The sequence below is a fragment of the Agromyces sp. NPDC055520 genome (genome assembly GCF_053619715.1).
This window is the reverse complement of record NZ_JBSHJY010000010.1, coordinates 45,804-69,228: the sequence shown is the minus strand read 5'-3', so window position 1 is coordinate 69,228 and position 23,425 is coordinate 45,804. Positions and strand designations below refer to the sequence as shown.

Here is a 23,425-nt window from a genome sequence, read left to right as displayed (position 1 = left end):
GCGGCTCAGCGGCCGAGAAGCTTCTTGATGTTCTTGGCGTCGGGCGCCGAGACGACCTTGTCCTGGTTCAGGCGGGCCTTGCGCTTCGAGGCCTTGACCTCGAGGTTGTGGCGCATACCGGCCTGCTGCTTCATGACCTTGCCGCTGCCGGTGATCTTGAAGCGCTTCTTGGACCCGGAGTGGGTCTTCTGCTTCGGCATCTCGTATTTCTCCTTGGTTCTGCCGTCACGCGAGTGACGGACGGGGATGTTTGGCTCAGCCCTCTGCGGGCTCTGCCGTCTGCGGCGCTGCCTCGGCCGGGGCTTCCGCCGCCGGTCGTGCCTTCGCCGCAGCACGTTGTGCGTTCGCCTCGGCCTTGGCCTCGGACTTGTTCTTGAGGGGCCCGATCACCATGACCATGTTGCGGCCGTCGATCGTGGGGTTGTGTTCGACCGTGCCGAACTCGGCCACGTCTTCGGCGAAGCGCTGCAGCAGACGGACGCCCATCTCGGGCCGCGACTGCTCGCGACCGCGGAAGAGGATCATCGCCTTGACCTTGTCGCCGGCCTTGAGGAACCCGACGGCGCGCTTCATCTTGGTCTCGTAGTCGTGCTTGTCGATCTTGAGACGGAACCGAACCTCTTTGAGGATCGTGTTCGCCTGGTTGCGCCGGGCCTCTTTCGCCTTCTGCGCAGCCTCGTACTTGAACTTGCCGTAGTCCATGATCTTCGCGACCGGCGGCTTCGAGTTCGGAGCGACCTCGACGAGATCGAGATCGGCCTCCTGCGCGAGCCGCAGGGCCACCTCGATCTTCACGACGCCGACCTGCTCTCCGGCAGGCCCCACGAGTCGAACCTCGGGGACGCGGATACGGTCGTTTGTACGGGGATCGCTGATGCGTGTTCTCCTCTACTCAAGCTGTTTCGCTCGGTCGGGAGGCGGTTGCCGCCCGACGACGAAAGGAGAAATCCACGCTTCCGCGCACGGAATCCCACCGTGCACCTCTGCGGCACCCTGTCTACTCCCCCGTACTGTGCTGGTCGGCGCAGTACGTGAGAGCGGAGTGCAATCGACCCGGTAACCTTGATGAAGCGGTATGCGCGGGTGGGAGAATCTCCACTTTCGTACCAGGGTGAAGCCCTGGAGCCCGAAGCAGTCTAACAGAGGAAGTCCGTGAACAGTAGTTCAGACGAGACCACGGTCGAGGGCGCCACCCGCGACATCGCCGAAGTGCCCGCCGTCGAGATCATCACGACCGCCGCTGTGCACCTCATGAGCGCCGCGGCCGTGAAGGTCGGGCTGGCCGAAGACCCCGACGAGCAGATCGACCTCGACGAGGCGCGCAAGCTCATCAACGCCCTCGCCGGCCTCATCACGGCGGGCGCGCCCGAGATCAGCGACGTGCACGCGCGTTCACTCCGCGACGGGCTCCGCTCGCTGCAGCTCGCGTTCCGCGAGGCATCCGTCATTCCCGACCCGATCGGCCAGGGCCCCGGCGAGAAGTGGACCGGCCCGGTCAGCTGAGCGAACGCTCCCTTTCCGCCGCCTTCGCACCTATCCGTTCGCCTCGAACACGACCCCGTCGAGGAAGCGGTCGAACTCGACCTCGGCTGCATCACGTGCGGCCGGCACAGAGGCGATGTCGCTGCGCAGCCAGAACAGCACAGGCTGCTCGCCGTCGACCACGACGAGCCTGAGGTCGGCCGCCTGCTGCGGCCCGAAACAGTCTTCGGCCGTCATGCCCTCAGCCGGGCAGCCCAGCGCACCGTCGAGCGCGCCGTCGGGCACCACGACGGTCACGAAGGTCGCCGGGCGCCCGCCGACCTCGCCGTCGCGCCAGTCCGTGAGCTCGGCGCCGTGATCGCCGAGCGTTCGGAGGTAGCTCTCGTAGTCGTCGGGAACGGGCACGGCCTCGGTCGCCTCCGGCGGATAGAGCGACACGGGCGCGAGCACCCGCACGCCGAGCGAGTCGTCGTCGTTCACCCAGGTCAGCAGATTCGATTGCTCGACGGTCGGGGTCCCACCCATCCAGTCGACCGCCGTGACCTCGAACGGCTGGGCGAACGACGCAGCGGAATAGACCTCGCCCTGGCCGGACGACGCCGCGGCAGACGACGGTGCGATCGGCGATTCGTTGCCCGCGGGGTCGGGCGCGGTGTCGGTCGATGCGCCGGCGGTGCAGGCTGCGAGGGCGGCGCTCAGCGCCATTGCCTGCGCCAGCGTGACGATCGACCGGCGGCCTGTTCGTGCTCGTGATGTCGACACGTCGCACCCCCTCGCTCTTCGCCCACATCTTCGACCCGGCCGGGCTCACCGTCGACCGTGCCAGCACGGAGACGCGGGGCGAGGTCGTCGCGTGCGTCAGGTTCGCAATTCCGGTACTCGCCGCCCCCGCCGCACTCAGCGCTGACAGCTCGGGCACCACCACGTCTCGCGCAGCTCGAGTTCGCTGCGCCCGAGCCGCCCGTGTTCGATGAGCGCGCCGCATCGGCGGCACGCCTCCCCTGCGCGGCCGTAGACCCACAACTGCCGGCCCCGATGTGTGTCTCCCGTCGTCGTGCGCACGGCTCGGTCGCGATTGGCATGGATGACGCGCCTCGCGAGTTCGACCAACGGCCCGAGCTCGACCCCGCCGACCGGCCGAGAGGGCAGGATGCCGCGGAGGAAGCAGAGCTCGTTGACGTAGACGTTGCCGAGCCCGGCGAGATTGTGCTGCTCGGCGAGCGCGACCGCGATCGGCGCGTCGGGTGCGCTCGCGAGCCGCCGCACCGCCTCCTCGGCGCTCCAGTCGGGGCCGAGCAGGTCGGGGCCGAGGTAGGCGAGGCGCTCGGTCTCCTCACCCGCTCCGAAGAGCTCGAGGGTGCCGAGGTCGAACCCGACCGCCGCGGCATCCGGTACCTCGATGATCGCGCGAGCCTGCCAGGCCGGCCGACGCCACGACTCGCCTGGGCGGAAGATCCGCCACTCCCCCTCCATCTTCAGGTGCGAGTGCACGACGACGTCGCCGATGCGCATGAGCAGGTGCTTGCCGCGACTCGCGACGGAATGCACGGGAAGCCCGGCGAGATCGATCTCGGCGAGCGCGGGCACCCTGAAGTCGCTTCGGGTCACGGTGCGACCGGCGAGCGCGGCGTCGAGCCGGCGCGCGGCCCGGTAGACGGTGTCACCCTCGGGCATCGAAGCGGAGTCCCCTCGGCGTCTCGCGGAACCCCGCGGCGCGCAGCGGCCGATCGAGCACGGAGCCGAAGACCGCCCCGCCGTTCACCGTCTCGACGCGCAGTCGTTCGGTGCGTCCGCGGGTGAGCACCGCGGCGAGCGCCGTGCAGGCCGCCTCGAGCGCCGCCTCGTCGTCGGTGAAGACGAGGGTGGTGCGCCCGCCCCGTTCGAGGTAGAGCGCCGCCTCACCGTCGACGACGGCGACGAAGGCGCCGGCCTTGCGCCCGGGCCGGTGCGCGTGCTCGCCGCCGAGCTCCGGCCAGTCGAGAGCGGCGCCGAAGGGGTTGGCCGGGTCGGTCGCCGCGAGCACGCGCGTCTCCCCCTTCGGTGCCGCCCGGAGCCGGTCGACGGCGGCGCCCGTCGCGAACTGCGCACCGCCCTGACCGTCGATGAAGTAGCCGCGGCGCACCCGCCCCGAGTCTTCGAAGCCCGAGAGCGTGCGATAGGCGAGGGCGAAGCCGCCGAGGTGCGCCTCGGCCATGACCGAGCCGCGGGTGACGATGCCGTAGCGCTCGAGCAGCGCCTCGCCGAGGGCGTGCGCACGGGGTGTCGCCGCCGTGCTCGCGAGCGGCAGCACCGACCAGCGGCCTGCGACCCGTGGCGGGTTGGCACGTGCGGCCGCAGTGCGCCCGGCCTGCACGGTCGCCGCGAGCGAGCGGCGTGACAACGACCCAGCACGCAGTCGCGCCCGCGGCGTCGGCGCCGCGGTCTTGTGCGCGCCGCCGCCCGCGAGGAGGCCCCGTACCGGCGCGAAGGTGTCGTTGGTGACGAGACCCGCCCAGACGAGCCTCCAGAGCGCGTCCGCGAGCGCACGGTCGCCCTCGGAGCCGACGATCTCGGTACCGGCGACCTCGGCACCCACGGCGTCGGCACCGACGGCCTCGGCCAGTTGGCGGAAGAAGTACCCTCCCCCGCCCCCGAGCACCGCGACCAGCTCTGACTCGAGCGGATCGAGGGGCGCCGCGGCCGGCGGCGGCAGCGTGAGCGATGCAGTCTCCGAGAGGTGCAGGCTGATCCACCCGTCATCGGCACCGAGCGACCCGGTGCCCGCCAAGAGCACCTCACCCGATGCGGTCAGCTCGTCGAGCATGCCGGGCCGGTAGTCGGCGACCCGCGCGGGCAGCACGTACGCCTCCCAGGCGGAGGCGGGAATGCGCGCACCCTCGAGCTGCTCGATCACCGCGGCGACGCCGTCGACGCCGACGAGGCCACCGCCCACGTGCTGCCACGCCGGCAGGAATCGCGCGAACTCGCGCGGTTCGACCGGCTCGACCTCGCCCCGCAGCACCGCGAGCGAACGTCGACGGATGCGGCGGAGCACCCCGCTGTCGCACCATTCGAGGCCCGAACCGTGCGGGAGGAATTCACCCTCGACCACCCGGCGTTCGCCGCCGAGCCTGGCGAGCGCGGCGGACGCCACGACCTGCCCGATGCCGAATCGCGCGGCGACGGCCTCCGCCGTGAACGGCCCGTGCGTGCGGGCGAAGCGGGCGACGAGGTCACCGAGCGGGTCGCGCACCGGCTCGCCGAACACCTCGGGCAGCCCCGGCGGGATCGGCACGCCGAGGGCGTCGCGCAGTCGGCTGACGTCTTCGACCGCGACGAACCACGACCGACCCGCGAATCGCACGGGTGCAGCACGGCGCCCCGCGACGAGTTCGGCCAGCGCTGCAGCGGCATCGGTCTCGTCGTCGACCCTCGCGGTCACCTCGTCGGCCGTGAGCGGCCCGAGATCGCTCAACAGGTCGGCGACGCCCTCTTCGCCGCGCGCGCGTCGATCGGGATGCGTGCGCTGCAGCATCCGCTCGACGTCATCGACCACCTCTGGATCGAGGAGTTCGCGCAGTTCGACCGTGCCGAGCAGCTCGGCGAGCAGGGCCGGGTCGAGCGAGAGAGCCGCCGCCCGGCGCTCGGCGAGCGGCGCGTCGCCCTCGTACATGAACGCACCTACGTAGCCGAAGAGCAGGCTCGAGGCGAAGGGGCTCGGCGACTCGGTCGTGACGTCGACGAAACGAAGTTCGCGCCGCTCGATGCGTTCGGCCAGCTGTGTCAGCGCGGGCAGGTCGTAGACGTCTTGCAGACACTCGCGCACCGCCTCGAGCACGATCGGGAACTCGGGGAAGTCGCGCGCCACTTCGAGCAGCTGCGACGCCCGTTGCCGTTGCTGCCAGAGCGGTGACCGCTTGCCGGGGTGCGTGCGCGGCAGAATGAGCGCCCGGGCAGCGCACTCGCGGAACCGGGCCGCGAACAGCGCCGAGCCGCCGACGTTGGCCGTGACGAGTTCGGTGAGCTCGGCCGGCTCGAAGGCGAAGAGCTCTGCGCCCGGCGGGTCGTCACCCGTGTCGGGCATGCGCAGCACGATGCCGTCGTCGCTCGCGACCGCGTTGGCGTCGACGCCGCTCTGCTCGCGCACGCGCGCGCCGATCGCGAGCGCCCACGGCGCGTGCACGCGCATGCCGTAGGGCGAGTGCAGCACGATGCGCCAATCGCCGAGCTCGTCGCGGAACCGCTCGACCACGAGGTTCGTCGCGTCGGGAACGACACGGGTCGCGGCGCGCTGGTCGTCGATGAACTTCACGAGATTGGCCGCGGCGCGCTCGTCGAGTCCGGCGGCACGACTGCGGGCGAGGGCGTCGGACGCCGGTGCGCCCGAGAGTTCGGCGATGAACCCGCCGATCGCGGCGCCGAGTTCGGCCGGGCGGCCGATGCCGTCGCCCTTCCAGAACGGCAACCGACCGGGTTCGCCGAAGGCGGGAGAGACGAGCACCCGGTCGTGCGTGATCTCTTGGATGCGCCAACTCGTGGCGCCGAGGGCGAAGACGTCGCCGACGCGCGACTCGTACACCATCTCTTCGTCGAGTTCGCCGACGCGGCGGCCGGGGCCGGCCTCCCCGACCATGAAGACGCCGAACATGCCCCGATCAGGAATCGTGCCGCCGCTCGTGACGGCGAGTCGCTGGGCACCGCGACGACCCGCGATCGTGCCGGCGTCGCGGTCCCAGACGATGCGCGCACGAAGCTCGCCGAAACGATCGGACGGGTAGCGGCCGGCGAGCAGGTCGAGCGTCGCGTCGAACGCGGATCGGGGCAGCGCGGCGTAGGGCGCCGCCCGGCGTACCAGCTCGAACCAGGCCTCGACGTCCCATTCGTCGAGCGCCGTGGCCGCGATCGTCTGCTGGGCGAGCACGTCGAGCGGGTTCGCCGGGATGCGCAGCGCCTCGATCGCGCCGCCGATCATCCGTTCGGCCACGACCGCCGAGTGCAGCACGTCGGCGCGGTGCTTCGGGAAGATGAGGCCCTTCGACACCTCGCCGACCTGATGCCCGGCCCGCCCGAGCCGCTGCAGGCCGCTCGCGACCGAGGGCGGCGACTCGACCTGCATGACGAGGTCGACCGCGCCCATGTCGATGCCGAGCTCGAGGCTCGACGTCGCGACGACGCAGCGCAGCCGCCCCGACTTGAGGTCGTCTTCGACGAGGGCGCGCTCTTCTTTGCTCACCGAGCCGTGATGCGAGCGTGCGATCACGGGCGGGGCGCCGGTGGTCACGCCCGAGGCGCCGACCGCTTCGGCCGGTGTGCGTCTCGCCGCCGCCGCGGCTCGCGTCGGCACCGGTGCCGGCACTGCCTGCGCCTCGACCGGAACCGCGGCGCGGTCGGCCCAGAGCTCGTTGAGCCGTGCCGTCAGCCGCTCGGCGAGGCGTCGCGAGTTCGCGAACACGATCGTCGAACGGTGTGCGAGTACTTCGTCGAGGATCGCCTCTTCGACGTGCGGCCACACCGTGCCCGCGCCCGTCTCACCGGCGAGATCCGAGAGGTCGTCGACCGGCACGGTCACCCGCAGGTCGAACCGCTTGCCGGAGGCCGGCGCCACGATCGTGACCGCACGGGTGCCGCCGAGGAATCGCGCCACCTCTTCTTGGGGTCGCACGGTCGCCGACAGGCCGATGCGCTGCACGGGCTCGGCCGTGAGCTCGTCGAGCCGCTCGAGCGAGAGCGCGAGATGCGAACCGCGTTTCGTGCCGGCGAGCGCGTGGATCTCGTCGACGATGACCGTCTGCACGCCGCGAAGCGTCTCGCGCGCAGCCGAGGTGAGCATGAGGAACAGCGACTCGGGCGTCGTGATGAGGATCTCGGGCGGGTGGGTGACGAGCCGGCGCCGCTCGGCCGGCGGCGTGTCGCCCGAGCGCACCCCCACCGAGACGTCGGGAACCTCGAGGCCGTGCGCCGCCGCCGTGCGGGCGATGCCGATGAGCGGCGCCCTGAGGTTGCGCTCGACATCGACGCCGAGAGCCTTGAGCGGCGACAGGTAGACGACGCGGGTGCCGGTCGATATCACGTCGGCACCCTCGTGGTGCAGTCGGTCGATCGCCCAGAGGAAGGCCGCGAGGGTCTTGCCCGAGCCCGTCGGCGCGACGACGAGCGAGTGCTCGCCGCGCGAGATCGTCTGCCACGCGGCATCTTGCACGGTCGTCGGCGCCGTGAACGACTCGGTGAACCACGCCCGCGTCGCGGGTGAGAACGCGTCGAGCGCCGAAGCCATGTCTCCATTCAAGCGGATGCGGCCGACAGTGGTCTCGATACGCGCCCTCCTTCGTCGGGCGCTACTCGACCACCGGCGCCGGTGACAGCTCCTCGAGCGCACGCGCGACGGCGTCGACCGTACGGCGCACCTCCGCGGCATCCGTTCGCCAATTGCTGACCGAGAAGCGCACGACCGCGCGTCCATGCCAGCGCGAGGTCATGGCGAGCACCTCGCCCTCGTTCCAGAGTCGTTCGCTGAGCGCCTCGGTGGCCGCGTCGCGGTCGAGGGCGATGCAGAGCTGCGTGAAGACCACCTCGTTCAGCACCTCGACGCCGGGCAGCGCCCCCACCCCGACTGCGATGCCGCGCGCCGCCTCGGCGAGGCCGTCGACGAGCGCCGCGACGCCCTCGCGGCCGAGGGAGCGCAGCACCGCCCACGACGGCACCCCACGAGCGCGCCGCGACAACTCGGGGGCCTTCTCGTGCGGGTCGGCGCCGACGACAGCGGCCTGCAGGTAGCTCGCGTGCATGCCGAGTGCGCGCCGCATCGCCGCCGGGTCGCGCACGATCGCGATGCCGCAGTCGTACGGCACGTTCAGGGTCTTGTGCGCGTCGGTCGACCAGGAATCGGCGGCCTCCATGCCCGCCGTCAAATGCCGCAGAGCTGTGGATGCCGCGGCCCACAGCCCGAACGCACCGTCGACGTGCACCCAGGCGCCGGCCCGGTGCGCGACCTCGATCGCCGCGGCGAAGTCGTCGAATGCTCCCGAGTGGATGTTGCCGGCCTGCAGGGCGACGATCGCCGGACCGCTCCCGTCGGCGAGCACCCGCGCCAGTTCGTCGACGCGGATGCGACCCTGCTCGTCAGCCGCCACGGTGATCGGCGCGCCGAGCCCGAGGTAGCGGGCCGCGAGATCCATCGTGCCGTGGCGCTCTTCGCCCGCGATGTAACGAACTGCGGGGCCGCCGGACAGACCATTCGCCTCGACGTCCCACCCGACCCGGCGGAGCACTTCGTTGCGGGCCGCCGCCATGCACGAGAACTGCGCCATCGTCGCGCCGGTCGTGAACCCGACGTCGCTCTGCGGCGGCAGCCCGAGCAGGTCGAGCAGCCAATCGCCGGCGATCTCCTCGACGGCGACGGCGCCCGGCGTGATCGCACGCAGCCCGGTGTTCTGGTCCCACGCCGAGACGAGCCAGTCGGCGCCGAGCGCCACGGGCTGCGTGCCGCCGATCACCCAGCCGTAGAAGCGCGGCGATCCGATCGCGATGAGGCCAGGCTCGACGCTCTCAGCCAGCCGTGTGATGACCTCGAGGTCTGGCTCACCCGACTCGGGCAGCTCACGGCCGAGTGCGTCCTTGATGTCGTCGATGGTCGCCCGTGGCGGGATCGACCGCTCGCCTACTCCCGCGAGCCACGTCTGCGCGTGTCGGCTCGCCACCTCGAGCACCTCGTCGTACGAGGCATCCGCTCGCCCGTCGCTCATTTCGCACCTGGATTCCGTGCGCCTGACGCACAGGACCGATTGTGCGCCGCATCGTCGGCCCGGTCAACGACCCAGTACGGGCGACGCGGCCGTCAGCCGACCGGAGCGCCGACGAGCTTCACCGTGAGCGAGTCGACCGACGTCGCGATGACGTCGTCGGCGGCCCAGCGCCGGGCGAGTCGAGCGGTGATCGCGTCGAGCTCTTCACGGGTGAGTCCGCCGACGAGTTCGAGGCGCACGACGAGCTCGGGCCCCGTGAGACGCGCGGTCGGGTCGCCCGGAAGGAGCGTCACTCCGAGCACGGCCAGTTCGCGATCGATCGAGCGCCGGAACGCCTCGCCGACGGCGGGCGAGTCGAAGGGCGGCTGCCACTCGTGCGACTGCGCCACCGACCACACGGCGGGGCGACGCAGCACGAACTCGGTCGGCGACGCGGGGTCGAGCACGATGAGGTCGGTGCCGTCGTCGGCCGCGGCCAACGCGACCCGCACGCCGTCGGCGGGCACGGGGCGTGCCAGCGGATTCCAGCGCGACATCGCCTCGACCGAGGCGAAGACCGGCAGCACCTTGCGCCCGTCGGGCCCCTGCACCGTGACGATCGAGAGCTCTTGGCTCTTGTCGATCGCGAGACCATGGGCGCCGACCTCGGTGCCGCCGTCGCCGTCGCCGAGCTCGGCGAGCAGAGGGATCAGGAGGCGGGAACGTGCGAACTCGGCGACGACCGGCGCCTGCCCGGCCGCGCCGGCCCGGAAGGCGTCGAGCGCGGCGACGAGGGCCTCGGGCGCGCTGCCGTCGTCGGCGGCGTGCGTGTTGGGCTGGAACGAGCGCCCGGCCCAGGGCACGCCTGCGGAGTCGGAGGCGACCGGGTCGGCCGCCGCGTCACCGCCCATTTCACCGATCACTGCGAGGCGACGTCCAACGCCTCGACGAGAGTGAAGGCGCCCGCGTACAGCGCCTTGCCGACGATCGTGCCCTCAAGGCCGAGCGGCACGAGTTCGCGGAGCGCCACGATGTCGTCGAGGCTCGAGATGCCGCCCGACGCGACCACCGGGCGGTGCGTGCGCTCCATCACCTGACGGAGCAGATCGAGGTTCGGGCCCTGCAGCGTGCCGTCTTTCGTGACGTCGGTGACGACGTAGCGTGCGGCGCCCGCCTCTTCGAGACGGTCCATGACCTGCCAGAGGTCGCCGCCGTCCTTCGTCCAGCCGCGAGCCGCGAGCGTCGTGCCGCGCACGTCGAGACCCACCGCGATCGCCTCGCCGTACTGCGCGATGACCGAAGCCGCCCACTCGGGGTTCTCGAGCGCCGCGGTGCCGAGATTGATGCGCTTCGCACCGATCTCGAGCGCGTGCTCGAGCGACTCGTCATCGCGGATGCCGCCCGAGAGCTCGACGTTGACGCCGCGCACCTGCCGGATGACCTTCTTCAGCACGCCCGCGTTCGAGCCGCGCCCGAACGCGGCGTCGAGGTCGACGAGGTGGATCCACTCGGCGCCCTGGTCGGCCCAGTCGACGGCCGCGTCGACGGGGTCGCCGTAGCTCGTCTCGGTGCCGGCCTCGCCCTTGGTCAGGCGCACCGCCTTGCCACCGGCGACGTCGACCGCCGGGAGCAGCACGAGGCGTGGGGTCTTGTTGAATTCACTCATTCACTGTCCTAAAATCGCGATCGCGCCTTGCAAGTGGGCACAATCACAGCATCCTAGTCCGACCGTGTCGACGTCGGGTGCACGTGACGCCGAACGGCTCAGCCGAGGGTGCCGATCCAGTTGCCGAGCAACCGGATGCCGGCGTCGGCCGATTTCTCGGGGTGGAACTGGGTCGCCGTGAGCGGGCCGTTCTCGACGGCGGCGAGGAACCGGCCGCCGTACTCGGCCCACGTCAGCGCAGGCGCCGGGAACGGCGGCTCGATGTCGAGCAGCCACTGCTGCGCGGCGAACGAGTGCACGAAGTAGAACCGCTCGTGCTCGATGCCGTCGAAGAGCACCGAGCCCTCGCCCGCCTCGACCGTGTTCCAGCCCATGTGCGGCAACACGGGCGCGGGCAAGCGGGTGACGCTGCCCGGCCACTCGCCGAGCCCCTCGGTGTCGACGCCGCGCTCGACGCCGCGCTCGAACAGCACCTGCATGCCGACGCAGATGCCGAGCACCGGGCGCCCTCCGGCGAGCCGCCGGTCGATGATCTCGCCGCCGCGCACGGCGTGCAACTGGTCCATGACCGCCTTGAACGCACCGACGCCGGGCACGAGCAGCCCGTCGGCCTCGAGGGCCGCGGCGCGGTCGGCGGTCACGGTGACCTCGGCCCCCGCGCGCTCGAGCGCCTTCGCGGCCGAGTGCACGTTGCCCGAGCCGTAGTCGAGCACGACGACACGACGGCTGCGGGTCACAGGGCGCCCTTCGTCGACGGCACGCCCGACACGAGCGGGTCGAAGGCCTTCGCCTGACGGAACGCTCTGGCGAACGCCTTGAACTCCGCCTCGGCGATGTGGTGCGGGTCACGCCCGCCGAGCACGGTCACGTGCACGGTCAGCGCCGCGTTGTAGGCGATCGCCTCGAAGACGTGCCGCACCATCGACCCCGTGAAGTGGCCGCCGATGAGGTGGTACTCGAAGCCCGCGGGCTCGCCGGTGTGCACGAGGAACGGACGACCGGAGATGTCGACGACGGCCTGCGCGAGCGCCTCGTCGAGGGGCACGAGGGCGTCGCCGTAGCGGGAGATGCCGTGCTTGTCGCCGAGCGCCTGCTTGATCGCCTGGCCCAGCACGATGCCGACGTCTTCGACTGTGTGGTGCACGTCGATCTGGATGTCGCCGCTCGCGCGCACCGTCAGGTCGGTCAGCGAGTGCTTCGCGAACGCCGTGAGCAGGTGGTCGTAGAACGGAACGCCGGTCTCGATGTCGCTCGACCCGGTGCCGTCGAGGTCGATCGAGAGGTCGATGCTGGATTCGCTCGTCTCGCGCTGCACCCGGGCAGTGCGCGAAGGGCTCGATGCGGTCATGACTCAATCCTATTCGCGGGGTTCGGCGCCGAGACGGCGATCGCCTCGAGGAAGGCCGTGGTCTCGGCCTCGGTGCCCGCGGTGACCCGCAAGTGGCCGGGGATGCCGATCTCCCTGATCAGGATGCCGCGTGCCAGCAGCTGCTCGAAGACGGCGTGCGGGTCGTCGACGCCGCCGAAGAGCACGAAGTTCGAGCCGCTGCGGTAGGGGTGGAACCCGAGCCGTGCGAGTTCGTCGGAGATGCGCTCGCGCTGCCCGCGGATCTCGTCGACCATCGCGAGCATTTCGGCCGAGTGCGCGAGCGCGCCGAGAGCGGCGGCCTGGGTCAGCGCCGAGAGGTGGTACGGCAGCCGCACGAGGCGCAGCGCATCGATCGCGGCGGGGTCGCCGGCGAGGTAGCCGACGCGGGCGCCGGCGAAGGCGAAGGCCTTGCTCATGGTGCGCGAGACGAGCAGTCGCGGACGCCCCTCGAGCAAGGTGAGGGCACTCGGCGTGCCGGGGTCGGCGAACTCGAAGTACGCCTCGTCGACGACGACGATGCCGCGAGCGGCGTCGGCGACCGCCTCGATCGTCTCGATCGACAGCGGGGTGCCGGTGGGGTTGTTCGGGGCGCAGAGCAGCACGATGTCGGGGTCGTGCTCTCGCACCGCCGCGACGGCCGTCGCGGCGGTGAGCTCGAAGTCCTCGTCGCGGCCGGCGGTGATCCACTCGGTGCCGGTGCCCGAGGCGAGCAGGCCGTACATGGAGTAAGTCGGCGCGAAGCCCAGCACCGAACGACCCGGCCCGCCGTAGGCCTGCATGATGTGCTGCAGCACCTCGTTGGAGCCGTTCGCCGCCCAGATCTGCGCGGGGTCGAGGCCGTGGCCGAGGTAGTCGGCGAGCGCTCGGCGCAGGGCGGTGAACTCGCGGTCGGGGTAGCGGTTCAGCGTCAGGATCGCCGCGGCCACTCGGGCGACGACATCGTGCGCGACGTCTTCGGGGATCGGATGCGTGTTCTCGTTGACGTTGAGGGCGACCGGCACGGCCTGCTGCGGAGCCCCGTACGGAGTGCGACCACGAAGGTCGTCGCGGATGGGGAGATCGTCGAGGCTCGTCACCACACAAGCCTAACGAGGCGCGTCGGTGTGTTTCAGACGAGCGTCATGCGGCGAACGTGACGAGGGCGTTCACGGAGCGGCCGGCAGCGCGAGCCGCTGCCCGGGTTCGACCGCGGCGTCGTCGAGGCCGTTGATGCGAATGATCTCGTCGATGACCTCGCGCACATCGGCGCTCGGGTCGATCGACTCGGCGATCGCCCAGAGGGAGTCGCCCTGACCGACCGTGACGTACTCGAACGTGGCGCCGACGGCGTCGATGTCGGCGGCCGCGGCCCCCGACCCGAGCACCACGACGAACGCCCAGACCACGAGCGGCAGGGCAGCGAGTGTGGTGAACACGGCGCGCCCGCGACGAGTCAGTCGAAGCCGGGTACGCCCCGAGCTCGGAGCCTGCATCGGTACCGGCATCGAAGCCGGGCCGTTCGTTGCGATCACTGCGCTCATGTCACACCTCCTGTGGGAGTCGCACCCGGCCCTCGGCCGGGAGGGCCGGATGCGAATCTCTGTTCCGAACATACCTTCGATTTTCGAACATTGCAAGCATGAAACTCCGAAGAACCGGGAGAGCGGATCTCCGACACACTCGAACAGATGTTTGCCGCACGCTCGTGAGACGGATACAGTTTCGAATGTCTGCAAGACAGTCGACCAGACACCACCGACATCCGGCCGCACGGCCGCTACGAGGGGCGGAGACCTTGAGCACCGACACCGACGACGTGCAGGCGACGGGCAGGCCTCGCCGCCGCAAGAGTCTGAGCGCCAAGCAGATCGCCATCCTCGAGATGATCCAGCGCTCGGTCTCGAGCCGCGGTTATCCGCCGAGCATGCGCGAGATCGGCGACGCGGTGGGGCTCTCCTCGCTCTCGAGCGTGACCCACCAGCTCAACCAGCTCGAGCTCGCCGGCTACCTGCGGCGCGATCCCAACCGCCCGCGCGCACTCGAGGTGCTCATCGAGTTGCCGGGCGTGACCGACCGCGTCGCCACCTCGAGCGACCCGACACCGATCGGCGATGCGGCGATGGTGCCGCTCGTCGGGCGCATCGCCGCCGGCGTGCCGATCACGGCCGAGCAGCAGATCGACGAGGTCTTCCCGCTCCCCCGGCAACTCGTCGGTAAGGGCGAGCTCTTCATGCTGAAGGTCTTCGGCGAGTCCATGATCGACGCCGCCATCTGCGACGGCGACTGGGTCGTCGTGCGCTCGCAGCGCACCGCCGAGAACGGCGAGATCGTCGCCGCGATGCTCGACGGCGAGGCAACGGTCAAGGTGTTCCGCCAACGCGACGGCCACACGTGGCTGCTGCCGCGCAACAGCGCCTTCGAACCGATCGTCGGCGACGAGGCCGAGGTGCTCGGCAAGGTCGTGGCCGTGCTGCGCGCGGTCTGACGGTCCGCACCGAACGCGCCGGCATCGAAAGGGCCGGCATCGAAACGGCCGGCACCGAAAGGGCGGACACCGAACGTGCCCGGCACGCGAGCGAGCGGATGTCTCCCGTTACGCGGCCACCCGAGCACCGGCGGGTGACACCTCCGGCGCCGTCGGCGCGAAGTCGCGAAGCCACCCGAACACGGCGTCCATGAAGCCGGCGTGATCGTCGCGGAACACCGTGTGCCCGGTGCCCTGCACCGTCTCGACGGTCATGCCCTGACGTCGCAGCTGACGTGCGACCTTCGCCGTGATGAGCAGGCTCTTCTCGGCGAGCACGACGAGCGTCGGCGCCACCAGCCGGGCCGGCGGCACGAGCGGCCGGGTGTCGGCGAAGCCGAGGATCGTGCGCTTGTCCCAGTCGCGAAGCGTCGCGAGTTCGATGTCGACGTCGACGGCGCTCCACTTCGGGTTCATGCGCACGAGCGCCGAGCGTCGGGGCCGCGGGGCGACGGCGAAGAAGGCCTTGAACGCCCAGCCCTTGACGCCCTTCGGGAACGAGAAGGCGGGGTCGATGTAGATCGCGGCACGCGGCGCGAGCCGATCGGCGACGATGCTCGCGACGAGTCCGCCGAGCGAGTGCCCCATGACGATGTCGGGCGAGCCGTCGAGCAGCGGTTCGAGCGTCTCGACGACGTCGCTCGCCCAGGCGGCGGGAGAGTATCGCAGCGCTCGCGGGCTGCGGCCGTGGCCGGCGAGGTCGACCGCGAGCACGCGGAACCCCTGTGCGGCGAGTTCAGCCGTGACGCGATGCCATGCGCGCGAGTCCGACATGATGCCGTGGATGAGGATCGCGGTGCGCGCACCCCCGCCGGATTCGTGGACCGCGAGTTGCATGGCTCGACGGTACCCGCCGCGCCTGTGCGTCACCCCCGCATGAGCCGAGTGGATGCCGCGAACCACGACATCCACTCGGGAGACCGAGCGGATGCCGCGAGCCGCGACATCCACTCGGTCGTCGCCGCTACCCGGCGAGAACCGGCGCCGTCAGCGACGCCCGCACCGCCGCCGTCGCCTCGACCAGGTGCCGCAGCGACTCGACGGTCTCGTCGTAGCCGCGGGTCTTCAGGCCGCAGTCGGGGTTGACCCAGAGCCGCGTCGCCGGAATCGCCCCGGCCGCGCGCTCGAGCAGCGCCTGCACCTCCGCGACGCCCGGCACGCGCGGCGAGTGGATGTCGTAGACGCCCGGACCGATGCCGTGGTCGAACCCGCTCGTCTCGAGGTCGTCGACGACCTCCATGCGGCTGCGGGCCGCCTCGATCGAGGTGACGTCGGCGTCGAGGTTCTTGATCGCGTCGATGACGACGCCGAACTCCGAGTAGCAGAGGTGCGTGTGCACCTGCGTGCCGGGCACGGCGCCGCCCGTCGCGAGGCGGAACGAGCCGACCGACCAGTCGAGGTACGCGGGCTGGTCGGCGAGCTTCAGCGGGAGCAGCTCCCGCAGGGCCGGCTCGTCGACCTGGATGATGCGGATGCCGGCGGTCTCGAGGTCGGCGATCTCGTCGCGGAGGGCGAGGGCCACCTGTCGCGCCGTGTCGCCGAGCGGCTGGTCGTCGCGCACGAACGACCAGGCGAGGATCGTGACCGGTCCGGTGAGCATGCCCTTCATGTGCTGCCCGGTGAGCGACTGCGCGTAGCTCGACCACTCGACGGTCATCGGGGCCGGCCGTGAGACGTCGCCCCAGAGGATCGACGGCCGCGTGCAGCGCGAGCCGTACGACTGCACCCAGCCGTGCTTGGTGACCGCGAAACCGTCGAGCAGCTCGGCGAAGTACTGCACCATGTCGTTGCGCTCGGGTTCGCCGTGCACGAGCACGTCGAGCCCCAGCTCCTCCTGCAACCGCACGACGCGCTCGATCTCGGCGCGCATGAGCGCAGCGTAATCGTCGGCGGGCAGCTCGCCCTTGACGAGACGGGCGCGTGCGCGACGGATCTCGGCCGTCTGCGGGAACGAGCCGATCGTCGTCGTCGGCATCTCGGGCAGGCCGAGCGATTGCTGCGCCGCGACCCGCTCGTCGTACCCCGCACGCGCGAAGTCGCGGTCGGCGAGGCCGGCGAGGCGGCCGCGCACCGAGGGCACGCGCACGCCGGGTGCGCCGGCACGATCGGCGAGGGCAGCGGATGCCGCGGCGAGCTCGCCCTCGATCCCGTCGCGCCCCTCGGCGAGTCCGCGACCGAGCACGGCGACCTGGCCCACCTTCTGGTCGGCGAACGCGAGCCACGAGGCGAGCCGTGCGTCGAGCTCGTCTTCGTCGGCGACGTCGTGCGGCACGTGCTGGAGCGACGTCGAGGTCGACACCGAGACGGTCGGCGAGAGGCGTTGCACGGCCGCGACGCGATCGAACGCGGCGGCGAGGTCGCCGCGCCAGATGTTGTGACCGTCGATCACGCCGGCGACGAGGGTCTTCGCGGCGAGCGACTCGGCCGCCACAGGGTCGAGCCCGTCGGGCAGCGAACCGCGCACGAGGTCGAGGCCGATCGCCTCGACCGGGGTCGCAGCGAGGGCGGGCAGGGCAGCGTCGAGCGAGCCGTAGGGCGCGGCGACGAAGATCGCCGGGCGGGCCTCGAGTGCGCCGAGCGCGTCGTAGGCGATGCCGACCGACTCGATCACCCGGGCCCGGTCGGCGTCGATGCTCTCGCTCACGAGTGCGGGCTCGTCGAGCTGCACCCACTCCGCACCGGCGGCGGCGAGCTGCTCGAGCAGCGCCGCGTAGACGGGCACCAGATCGGCGAGCCGGTCGATCGGCGCGAAGCCCGTCGGAGCACCGTCGGCCGCCTTCGCGAGCAGGAGGAAGGTCACGGGTCCGACGATCGCGGGCCGGGTCGTGAACCCCGCCGCCTTCGCCTCGGCGAACTCGGCGAGGATGCGCTCGGCGTGCAGCGAGAACTCGGTGTCGGGGCCGATCTCGGGCACGAGGTAGTGGTAGTTCGAGTCGAACCACTTCGTCATCTCGAGCGGGGCGTCGTCGCCGACGCCGCGGGCGATCGTGAAGTAGGCGGCGAGGTCGAACCGACCCTGCTCATCGGCGAGACCGGCGAAGCGCTCGGGCACTGCACCCACCGCGACGGCGGCGTCGAGCACCTGGTCGTAGAACGAGAAGGTCTCGGGGATCGCCGAGCCGGTGCGGGCCAGCCCGAGCGACGCGAGGCGCTCGCGAGTCGCCGCGCGAAGTTCGGCGGCCTGCCGTTCGAGTTCTGCGGCCGAGATCGATCCGGCCCAGAACGCCTCGACGGCCCGCTTGAGCTCACGGCGGCGACCGATGCGCGGATAGCCCAGGATCGTCGCGTTGGGGAAGACGGGTGCGGGGGTGGTCATCGTGCGGTGTTCCTCTCGTCGGCGAACCGCTCGGTTCGCTCGGTGCGCAGGTCGAGCCGGTCGACGACGTCGAGCACGGCTTCATGTCGGTTGAAGGTGTAGAGATGCAGGCCCGGTGCGCCGCCCGCGATCACCTCGGCGGCGAGCCGGGTGGCGAAGTCGATGCCGAGTTCGGTCTGGGCCGCGGCATCCGGTTCGATCTCGAGGTCGATCGCGAGCGAGGCCGGCGGTTCGACGCCGGTCAGCTCCGTCAGCCTCGCGAGGCGGGCGGGGGTCGTGACCGGCATGATGCCGGGAAGGATCGGGATCGTGACGCCGCCCGTGCGGGCGCGTTCGACGAAGCCGAGGTAGTCGTCGGCCCGCCAGAAGAGCTGCGTGATCGCGAGGTTGGCTCCGGCGATCTCCTTCGCGAGGAGCGTGTCGACGTCGTGATCGAGGTTCCGCGACCGCGGATGCCCCGTCGGGAAGGCGGCGACGGCAACCCGCTCGGGTCGGGGCCGCGCCGTGATGCGCGAAGCACCGGGATTGCCGGGCACCCCGACCTGCTCGAAGGGCTCGCGCTCCTCCTGCACCCGGTGGATGAGCTGCACGAGCTCGGCGGCGCTGCCGAGGTCGCCGATGCCCGCGTCGGGGTCGGCATCGACGGGCGGGTCGCCGCGCAGGGCCAGGAAGCTCGTGATGCCCGCATCGAGGAACTCGCGCACGAGCCGGTTGGCCTCGGCATAGGAGGAGCCCACGCACGTGAGGTGCGCCATCGGCTCGACGTGCGTGTGCTCGAGCATGTACCGGAGCACCGTCAGCGAGCGGGCGCGCGAGCTGCCGCCGGCGCCGAACGTCACCGAGATGAACGCGGGGTCGACCTCGGCGAGCCGGTCGATCGTGCGGCCGAGGGCGAGCGCCGCGGCGTCGGTGCGCGGCGGGTACAGCTCGAACGAGAGTGGCAGTCGGGGCGTACAGTCGGCGCCCGATGCGTCGCTTGCGGTCGATGCCATGGTGCTCCTGCAGGGCGAGCGGCAACGGGAAGAACACGGCAGGCCGCGTTCCCCCGGCCGAAACGGCGGGTGGATGTCGCGGGCGGGTGCCGGGCTCGGCGGTCGCTCCGAGTGACCCGCTTCGGCCGGTCACTGATCGATCAGGAGCGACGATACGCCGCCTCGCAGGGCGCCGCCACGACTGTGACGCACGGTGACGCGGACGTCGCCGAAGTAGCGGTCGCCTCGCCGAGGCATCCGCAGTTCGGCACGGCGAGCGGACGGCTCGGCTCAGGCCTTCGCGGTGCTCACGGCGAACTCCTCGAGCTGGCCGGCCAGTTCGGGCGACGCGAGTGCACGCACCCGGGTGCCGTCTTCGTGGTACTCGATCGAGAGCACGCGGCCCGTCTCGTGCAGGTTCGACACGATGTCGCCGCGGTCGTAGGGCACGAGCAGGTCGATCTCGACGGCGGGGTCGGGCATCATGCGCGCGATCGCCTCGAGCACCTCGGGGATGCCCTCGCCCGTGCGGGCGGAGGCGAAGATCGCACCCGGTTCGAGGCCGCGCAGCACGAGGCGGTCTTCGGCCGTCACGAGGTCGGCCTTGTTGAAGACGATGAGCTCGGGGATGTCGCGGGCGCCGACCTCGCCGATGACATCGCGCACGGTGGCGATCTGCCCGGCGGGGTCGGGGTGGGCTGCGTCGACGACGTGCACGATGAGGTCGGAGTCGCCGACCTCTTCGAGCGTCGAGCGGAACGCCTCGACGAGCTGGTGCGGAAGGTTGCGCACGAAGCCGACGGTGTCGGCGATCGTGTAGACCCGGCCGTCGGCCGTGGTGTTGCGCCGCACGGTCGCGTCGAGCGTGGCGAACAGGGCGTTCTCGACGAGCACCCCGGCACCGGTGATGCGGTTCAGGATGCTCGACTTGCCCGCGTTCGTGTACCCCGCGATCGCGACAGACGGCACGGCGTTGCGCTTGCGGTTGGCGCGCTTGGCTTCACGTGCCGGCTTCATGCCTGCGATCTGCTTGCGCAGCTTCGCCATGCGTGAATGGATGCGGCGGCGGTCGAGCTCGATTTTCGTCTCACCGGGCCCGCGGGAGCCCATGCCCGCACCGGCGCCGCCGACCTGGCCACCGGCCTGACGAGACATCGACTCGCCCCAGCCGCGGAGTCGCGGCAGGAGGTATTCGAGTTGCGCGAGTTCGACCTGCGCCTTGCCCTCGCGGCTCTTCGCGTGCTGGCTGAAGATGTCGAGGATGACGGCGGTGCGATCGATGACCTTGACCTTGATCGCGTCTTCGAGCGCGCGCCGCTGGCTCGGTGCGAGTTCGGTGTCGGCGACGACGGTGTCGGCGCCGAGCGAGGCGACGATGTGCCGGAGCTCCTCGACCTTGCCGCGACCGAGGTACGTGCTCGGGTCGGGGTGCGGGCGCCGCTGCAGCACGCCGTCGAGCACGCGCGCGCCCGCCGTCTCGGCGAGGGCCGCGAGCTCGCGCATCGAGTTCTCGGCGTCGACCTGCGCACCCTGCGAGTACACGCCGATGAGCACGACGTTCTCGAGGCGCAGCTGCCGGTACTCGACCTCGGTGACGTCTTCGAGCTCGGTCGAGAGTCCGCCGACCCGGCGGAGCCCGGCCCGCGCCTCACGGTCGTACTGCTCGCCGTCGGAGTCGGAGTCGAACAGGTCGACCGAGTCGGGCGACCTGAGCGCCTCAGCCGAGTCGGCGCCGAAGCGCGTCACGCCGGCCTTGGTCTCTGCGCCCTTGAGCACTCGCTCGACGGCGTCGTCTGCGGAGTTGCGTTCGGCGTCATTCATCGCGTTAACCCTAGTTCCCATCGCTGCGATAGGTTCCCCTGTATGGCCTCCGACCACTACTTCTCCTCTCGTCCGGGCGGCGAGGCCACTCTCCGCACCATTTCCGTGACCCTCGCCGGGCGCGAGCTGTCGCTCTCGACCTCGGGCGGGGTCTTCAGCCCCGAACATCTCGACACGGGCACCCGCATCCTGCTCGACCGTGCCCCCGCGCCGCCGGCGAGCGGTGAACTGCTCGACCTCGGCTGCGGCTGGGGCCCGATCGCGATCTCAATGGCGCTTCGGGCACCGGACGCCACGGTGTGGGCCGTCGATGTCAACGAACGCGCCCTCGATCTGGTGCGCCGAAACTGCGCCCGCCTCGGACTGACGAACGTCAAGGCGGTGCTGCCGGACGACGTGCCGGGCGACGTGCGGTTCGCCGGCATCTGGTCGAACCCGCCCATCAGGGTGGGCAAAGCCGAACTGCACGCACTGCTCGAGCGCTGGCTGCCCCGGCTCGACGACGACGCGAGCGCGTGGCTCGTCGTCGCGAAGCACCTCGGCGCCGAGTCGCTGCAGCGCTGGATCGGCGACGGGCTCGGCTTCGACGTCGATCGTGCGGCGCAAGACAAGGGGTTCCGAGTGCTCGAGGTGAGCGCAGCGGCATCCGCTCGCTGACGAGCCCGCCCGGTCGCTGCTCCCGTCGAAGCGAGCCTGTCGAAGCGCCCTTCGACGAGCTCAGGGAGCGGATGCGTCAGGCGAGGCTGAGCACACCGTCGAAGACGAGCTCGGCCGGCCCGGAGAGCGAGACGTGCTCGCCGTCGGCGGCCTGGAACATGCGCACGCCGAGCACGCCGCCCGGCACCTGCACACGCCAGCGGTCGGGGGCGGCTTCGCCGGCCCAATACCGCACGGCCAGTGCCGAAGCGACCGCCCCCGTGCCGCACGAGAGCGTCTCGCCCGAGCCGCGCTCGTGCACCCGCATGCGGATGCGACCGACGCCGTCTTCGACGAGCGGCTCGGCGGGCACGACGAACTCGACGTTGGCGCCGGCCTCGGGCGTGGGCTCGATGACGGGCTGATAGGCGAGGTCGAGTGCGTCGAGTTCGTCGTCGTCGGCCAGGGCGACGACGATGTGCGGGTTGCCGACGTCGATGCCGAGGCCGGGCCGGGCGACGGGCAGGCTCTTGCCGCGCACGAGCGGCTCGCCGCCGTCGAGACGCCAGAGGCCGAGATCGGCCTCGAACCCGGTGGCGGTGCGGCGCACGGTGCGCACGCCCGCACGAGTGCCGATCGCGATCGTGTCGCCCATGGCGAGATCGGCGAGGCCCTGGTCGATCAGGTAGCTCGTGAACACGCGGATGCCGTTGCCGCACATCTCCGATACGGTGCCGTCGGCGTTCCAGTAGTCCATGAACCACGACGCCTGCGGGTTCTCGGCGAGGGCAGCGGCGCCCGCGTCGAGGTTGGCCGAACGCACGGCCCGGATCACGCCGTCGGCGCCGACACCGAACCGGCGGTCGCACACCGCGGCGATCTGGGTCGGGGTCAGCTCCGACTCCCCCTCGGGATCGCTGAAGAGCACGAAGTCGTTGCCGGTGCCCTGGCCCTTGGTGAACCGCAGATCGAATGCCATCGAATCAGTCTATGGCTGCGAGCCGGCGCCCTCGGCGAGCCGTAGGTCGAACGGCATTCGATCAGTCTGCTGCTGCGATCCGGGCGAGTTCCGTGCCGCGTGCCACGGCGTCGTCGGCGTCGATCGTGACCGCCTCGCGGTAGCGCTTGAACCAGCCGACCTGCCGCCGGGCGTACGTGCGAGTGAGCTGCTGCGTCTCGGCGATCGCCTCGGCCCGCGAGAGCCGGCCGGTGATCTCGCCGAGCGCCTGTGCGTAGCCGATCGCCTTGCTCGCGGTCACGCCGCGCTCGATGCCCGCCGGGATGAGCCCCCGCACCTCGTCGACGAGGCCGCCGCGCCACATGCCCTCGACGCGCTCGTCGAGACGCTCGACGAGTGTCGCCCGGTCGCTGCGCAGATGCACGATGCGGTGCGGTCGCCACGGCACGGGTTCGTCGGGCAGGCGGGCTGCCTTCGGCTCGCCGGTCACCTCGATCACCTCGAGCGCGCGCACGAGCCTGCGTCCGTTCAGCGCGTCGACGCTCGCGGCCGTCTCGGGGTCGATCTCTCGCAGCCGCGCATGGAGCATGCCAGGGCCCTGAGCGGCGAGTTCTGCTTCGAGCCGCGCGCGCACCGCGGCATCCGTGCCGGGAAATCTGAAGTCGTGGATGACCGACGAGACGTAGAGCCCCGAGCCGCCGACGAGCAGCGCGACGCCGTCGCGGGCGAGCACGTCGTCGACGGCGGCACGCGCGGCAGACTGATACGCGGCGACGGATGCCTCGTCGACGACGTCGAGCACGTCGAGCACGTGGTGCGGCACCCCCCGCCGCTCTGCGAGCGGGAGCTTGGCGGTGCCGACGTCCATGCCGCGGTAGAGCTGCATCGCGTCGGCGTTGACGACCTCGACGGCGCGGCCGACCCGGCCGAACGCCTCTGCGAGATCGAGCGCGAACGCGGACTTGCCGGTGCCGGTCGCACCGACGATCGCGATGAGCGTCAC

21 protein-coding genes are annotated in these 23,425 nt (G+C 71.3%); 3 read left to right on the top strand and 18 right to left on the bottom strand.

What is annotated here, in order from left to right; genetic code table 11:
• Positions 1-5 precede the first annotated feature (5 nt).
• The gene (gene rpmI, locus ACWGST_RS06900; protein ID WP_452045918.1) at positions 6-200 is read right to left on the bottom strand and encodes a 50S ribosomal protein L35; all 195 of its coding nucleotides are present in this window, start codon (positions 198-200) and stop codon (positions 6-8) included.
• A 55-nt stretch (positions 201-255) separates the two neighbouring features.
• On the bottom strand, positions 256-876 hold the full coding sequence (gene infC, locus ACWGST_RS06895) for a translation initiation factor IF-3 (RefSeq protein WP_452045942.1): 621 nt from the start codon (positions 874-876) through the stop codon (positions 256-258).
• Positions 877-1,152: 276 nt separating this feature from the next.
• On the opposite strand from infC, the gene ACWGST_RS06890 reads away from it, so the two are divergent.
• Positions 1,153-1,503 (top strand): DUF1844 domain-containing protein, encoded by a 351-nt coding sequence (locus ACWGST_RS06890; RefSeq protein ID WP_452045917.1) that lies wholly within the window; start codon positions 1,153-1,155, stop codon positions 1,501-1,503.
• Positions 1,504-1,533: 30 nt separating this feature from the next.
• Here ACWGST_RS06890 and ACWGST_RS06885 read toward each other — a convergent pair whose 3' ends face one another.
• The 10 genes from ACWGST_RS06885 to ACWGST_RS06840 all read right to left on the bottom strand — a co-directional run bounded on the left by ACWGST_RS06885 (position 1,534) and on the right by ACWGST_RS06840 (position 13,737).
• A complete protein-coding gene (locus tag ACWGST_RS06885) occupies positions 1,534-2,244 on the bottom strand; it encodes a hypothetical protein (RefSeq protein ID WP_452045916.1) in 711 nt (236 codons plus the stop codon).
• A 135-nt stretch (positions 2,245-2,379) separates the two neighbouring features.
• The gene (locus ACWGST_RS06880) at positions 2,380-3,156 is read right to left on the bottom strand and encodes a DNA-formamidopyrimidine glycosylase family protein (protein WP_452045915.1); all 777 of its coding nucleotides are present in this window, start codon (positions 3,154-3,156) and stop codon (positions 2,380-2,382) included.
• The gene (locus ACWGST_RS06875; RefSeq protein WP_452045914.1) at positions 3,143-7,735 is read right to left on the bottom strand and encodes an ATP-dependent helicase; all 4,593 of its coding nucleotides are present in this window, start codon (positions 7,733-7,735) and stop codon (positions 3,143-3,145) included. Before ACWGST_RS06875 ends, ACWGST_RS06880 begins: the two co-directional genes overlap by 14 nt.
• Before the next feature lie 61 nt (positions 7,736-7,796).
• On the bottom strand, positions 7,797-9,203 hold the full coding sequence (locus tag ACWGST_RS06870) for a pyridoxal phosphate-dependent decarboxylase family protein (protein ID WP_452045913.1): 1,407 nt from the start codon (positions 9,201-9,203) through the stop codon (positions 7,797-7,799).
• A gap of 92 nt (positions 9,204-9,295) precedes the next feature.
• Positions 9,296-10,093: an SseB family protein gene (locus tag ACWGST_RS06865; protein ID WP_452045912.1), complete on the bottom strand. Its 798-nt coding sequence runs from the start codon at positions 10,091-10,093 to the stop codon at positions 9,296-9,298.
• Positions 10,094-10,101: 8 nt separating this feature from the next.
• On the bottom strand, positions 10,102-10,848 hold the full coding sequence (gene priA / locus ACWGST_RS06860) for a bifunctional 1-(5-phosphoribosyl)-5-((5-phosphoribosylamino)methylideneamino)imidazole-4-carboxamide isomerase/phosphoribosylanthranilate isomerase PriA (RefSeq protein WP_452045911.1): 747 nt from the start codon (positions 10,846-10,848) through the stop codon (positions 10,102-10,104).
• 98 nt (positions 10,849-10,946) lie between these two features.
• Entirely contained in the window at positions 10,947-11,585 is a 639-nt protein-coding gene (gene hisH, locus ACWGST_RS06855) for an imidazole glycerol phosphate synthase subunit HisH (RefSeq protein WP_452045910.1), read from the bottom strand.
• Entirely contained in the window at positions 11,582-12,196 is a 615-nt protein-coding gene (hisB, locus tag ACWGST_RS06850; RefSeq protein WP_452045909.1) for an imidazoleglycerol-phosphate dehydratase HisB, read from the bottom strand. The genes hisH and hisB overlap by 4 nt, the downstream gene beginning before the upstream one ends.
• Positions 12,193-13,293 carry a histidinol-phosphate transaminase gene (locus ACWGST_RS06845; RefSeq protein WP_452045908.1) on the bottom strand — a complete coding sequence of 367 codons (1,101 nt, stop codon included), beginning with the start codon at positions 13,291-13,293 and terminating at the stop codon, positions 12,193-12,195. The genes hisB and ACWGST_RS06845 overlap by 4 nt, the downstream gene beginning before the upstream one ends.
• Before the next feature lie 69 nt (positions 13,294-13,362).
• The gene (locus tag ACWGST_RS06840) at positions 13,363-13,737 is read right to left on the bottom strand and encodes a LysM peptidoglycan-binding domain-containing protein (protein ID WP_452045907.1); all 375 of its coding nucleotides are present in this window, start codon (positions 13,735-13,737) and stop codon (positions 13,363-13,365) included.
• A 275-nt stretch (positions 13,738-14,012) separates the two neighbouring features.
• On the opposite strand from ACWGST_RS06840, the gene lexA reads away from it, so the two are divergent.
• Entirely contained in the window at positions 14,013-14,681 is a 669-nt protein-coding gene (lexA, locus tag ACWGST_RS06835) for a transcriptional repressor LexA (protein ID WP_452045941.1), read from the top strand.
• A 108-nt stretch (positions 14,682-14,789) separates the two neighbouring features.
• On the opposite strand, the gene ACWGST_RS06830 is transcribed toward lexA, so the two are convergent.
• The 4 genes from ACWGST_RS06830 to hflX form a co-directional block, all read right to left on the bottom strand.
• Entirely contained in the window at positions 14,790-15,557 is a 768-nt protein-coding gene (locus ACWGST_RS06830) for an alpha/beta fold hydrolase (RefSeq protein ID WP_452045906.1), read from the bottom strand.
• 127 nt (positions 15,558-15,684) lie between these two features.
• Complete coding sequence (gene metE, locus ACWGST_RS06825) at positions 15,685-18,036, bottom strand: 5-methyltetrahydropteroyltriglutamate--homocysteine S-methyltransferase (protein ID WP_452045905.1); 2,352 nt, start codon at positions 18,034-18,036, stop codon at positions 15,685-15,687.
• Positions 18,033-19,028: a methylenetetrahydrofolate reductase gene (locus tag ACWGST_RS06820; RefSeq protein ID WP_452045904.1), complete on the bottom strand. Its 996-nt coding sequence runs from the start codon at positions 19,026-19,028 to the stop codon at positions 18,033-18,035. Before ACWGST_RS06820 ends, metE begins: the two co-directional genes overlap by 4 nt.
• 270 nt (positions 19,029-19,298) lie before the next feature.
• Positions 19,299-20,828, bottom strand: a complete 1,530-nt coding sequence (gene hflX / locus ACWGST_RS06815; RefSeq protein WP_452045903.1) for a GTPase HflX — start codon at positions 20,826-20,828, stop codon at positions 19,299-19,301.
• 42 nt (positions 20,829-20,870) lie between these two features.
• Here hflX and ACWGST_RS06810 point away from each other — a divergent pair, with 42 nt between their 5' ends.
• Positions 20,871-21,485 (top strand): class I SAM-dependent methyltransferase, encoded by a 615-nt coding sequence (locus ACWGST_RS06810; protein ID WP_452045902.1) that lies wholly within the window; start codon positions 20,871-20,873, stop codon positions 21,483-21,485.
• Positions 21,486-21,561: 76 nt separating this feature from the next.
• On the opposite strand, the gene dapF is transcribed toward ACWGST_RS06810, so the two are convergent.
• Both dapF and miaA read right to left on the bottom strand, forming a co-directional pair.
• The gene (dapF, locus tag ACWGST_RS06805; protein WP_452045901.1) at positions 21,562-22,443 is read right to left on the bottom strand and encodes a diaminopimelate epimerase; all 882 of its coding nucleotides are present in this window, start codon (positions 22,441-22,443) and stop codon (positions 21,562-21,564) included.
• 61 nt (positions 22,444-22,504) lie between these two features.
• Complete coding sequence (miaA, locus tag ACWGST_RS06800; RefSeq protein ID WP_452045900.1) at positions 22,505-23,425, bottom strand: tRNA (adenosine(37)-N6)-dimethylallyltransferase MiaA; 921 nt, start codon at positions 23,423-23,425, stop codon at positions 22,505-22,507.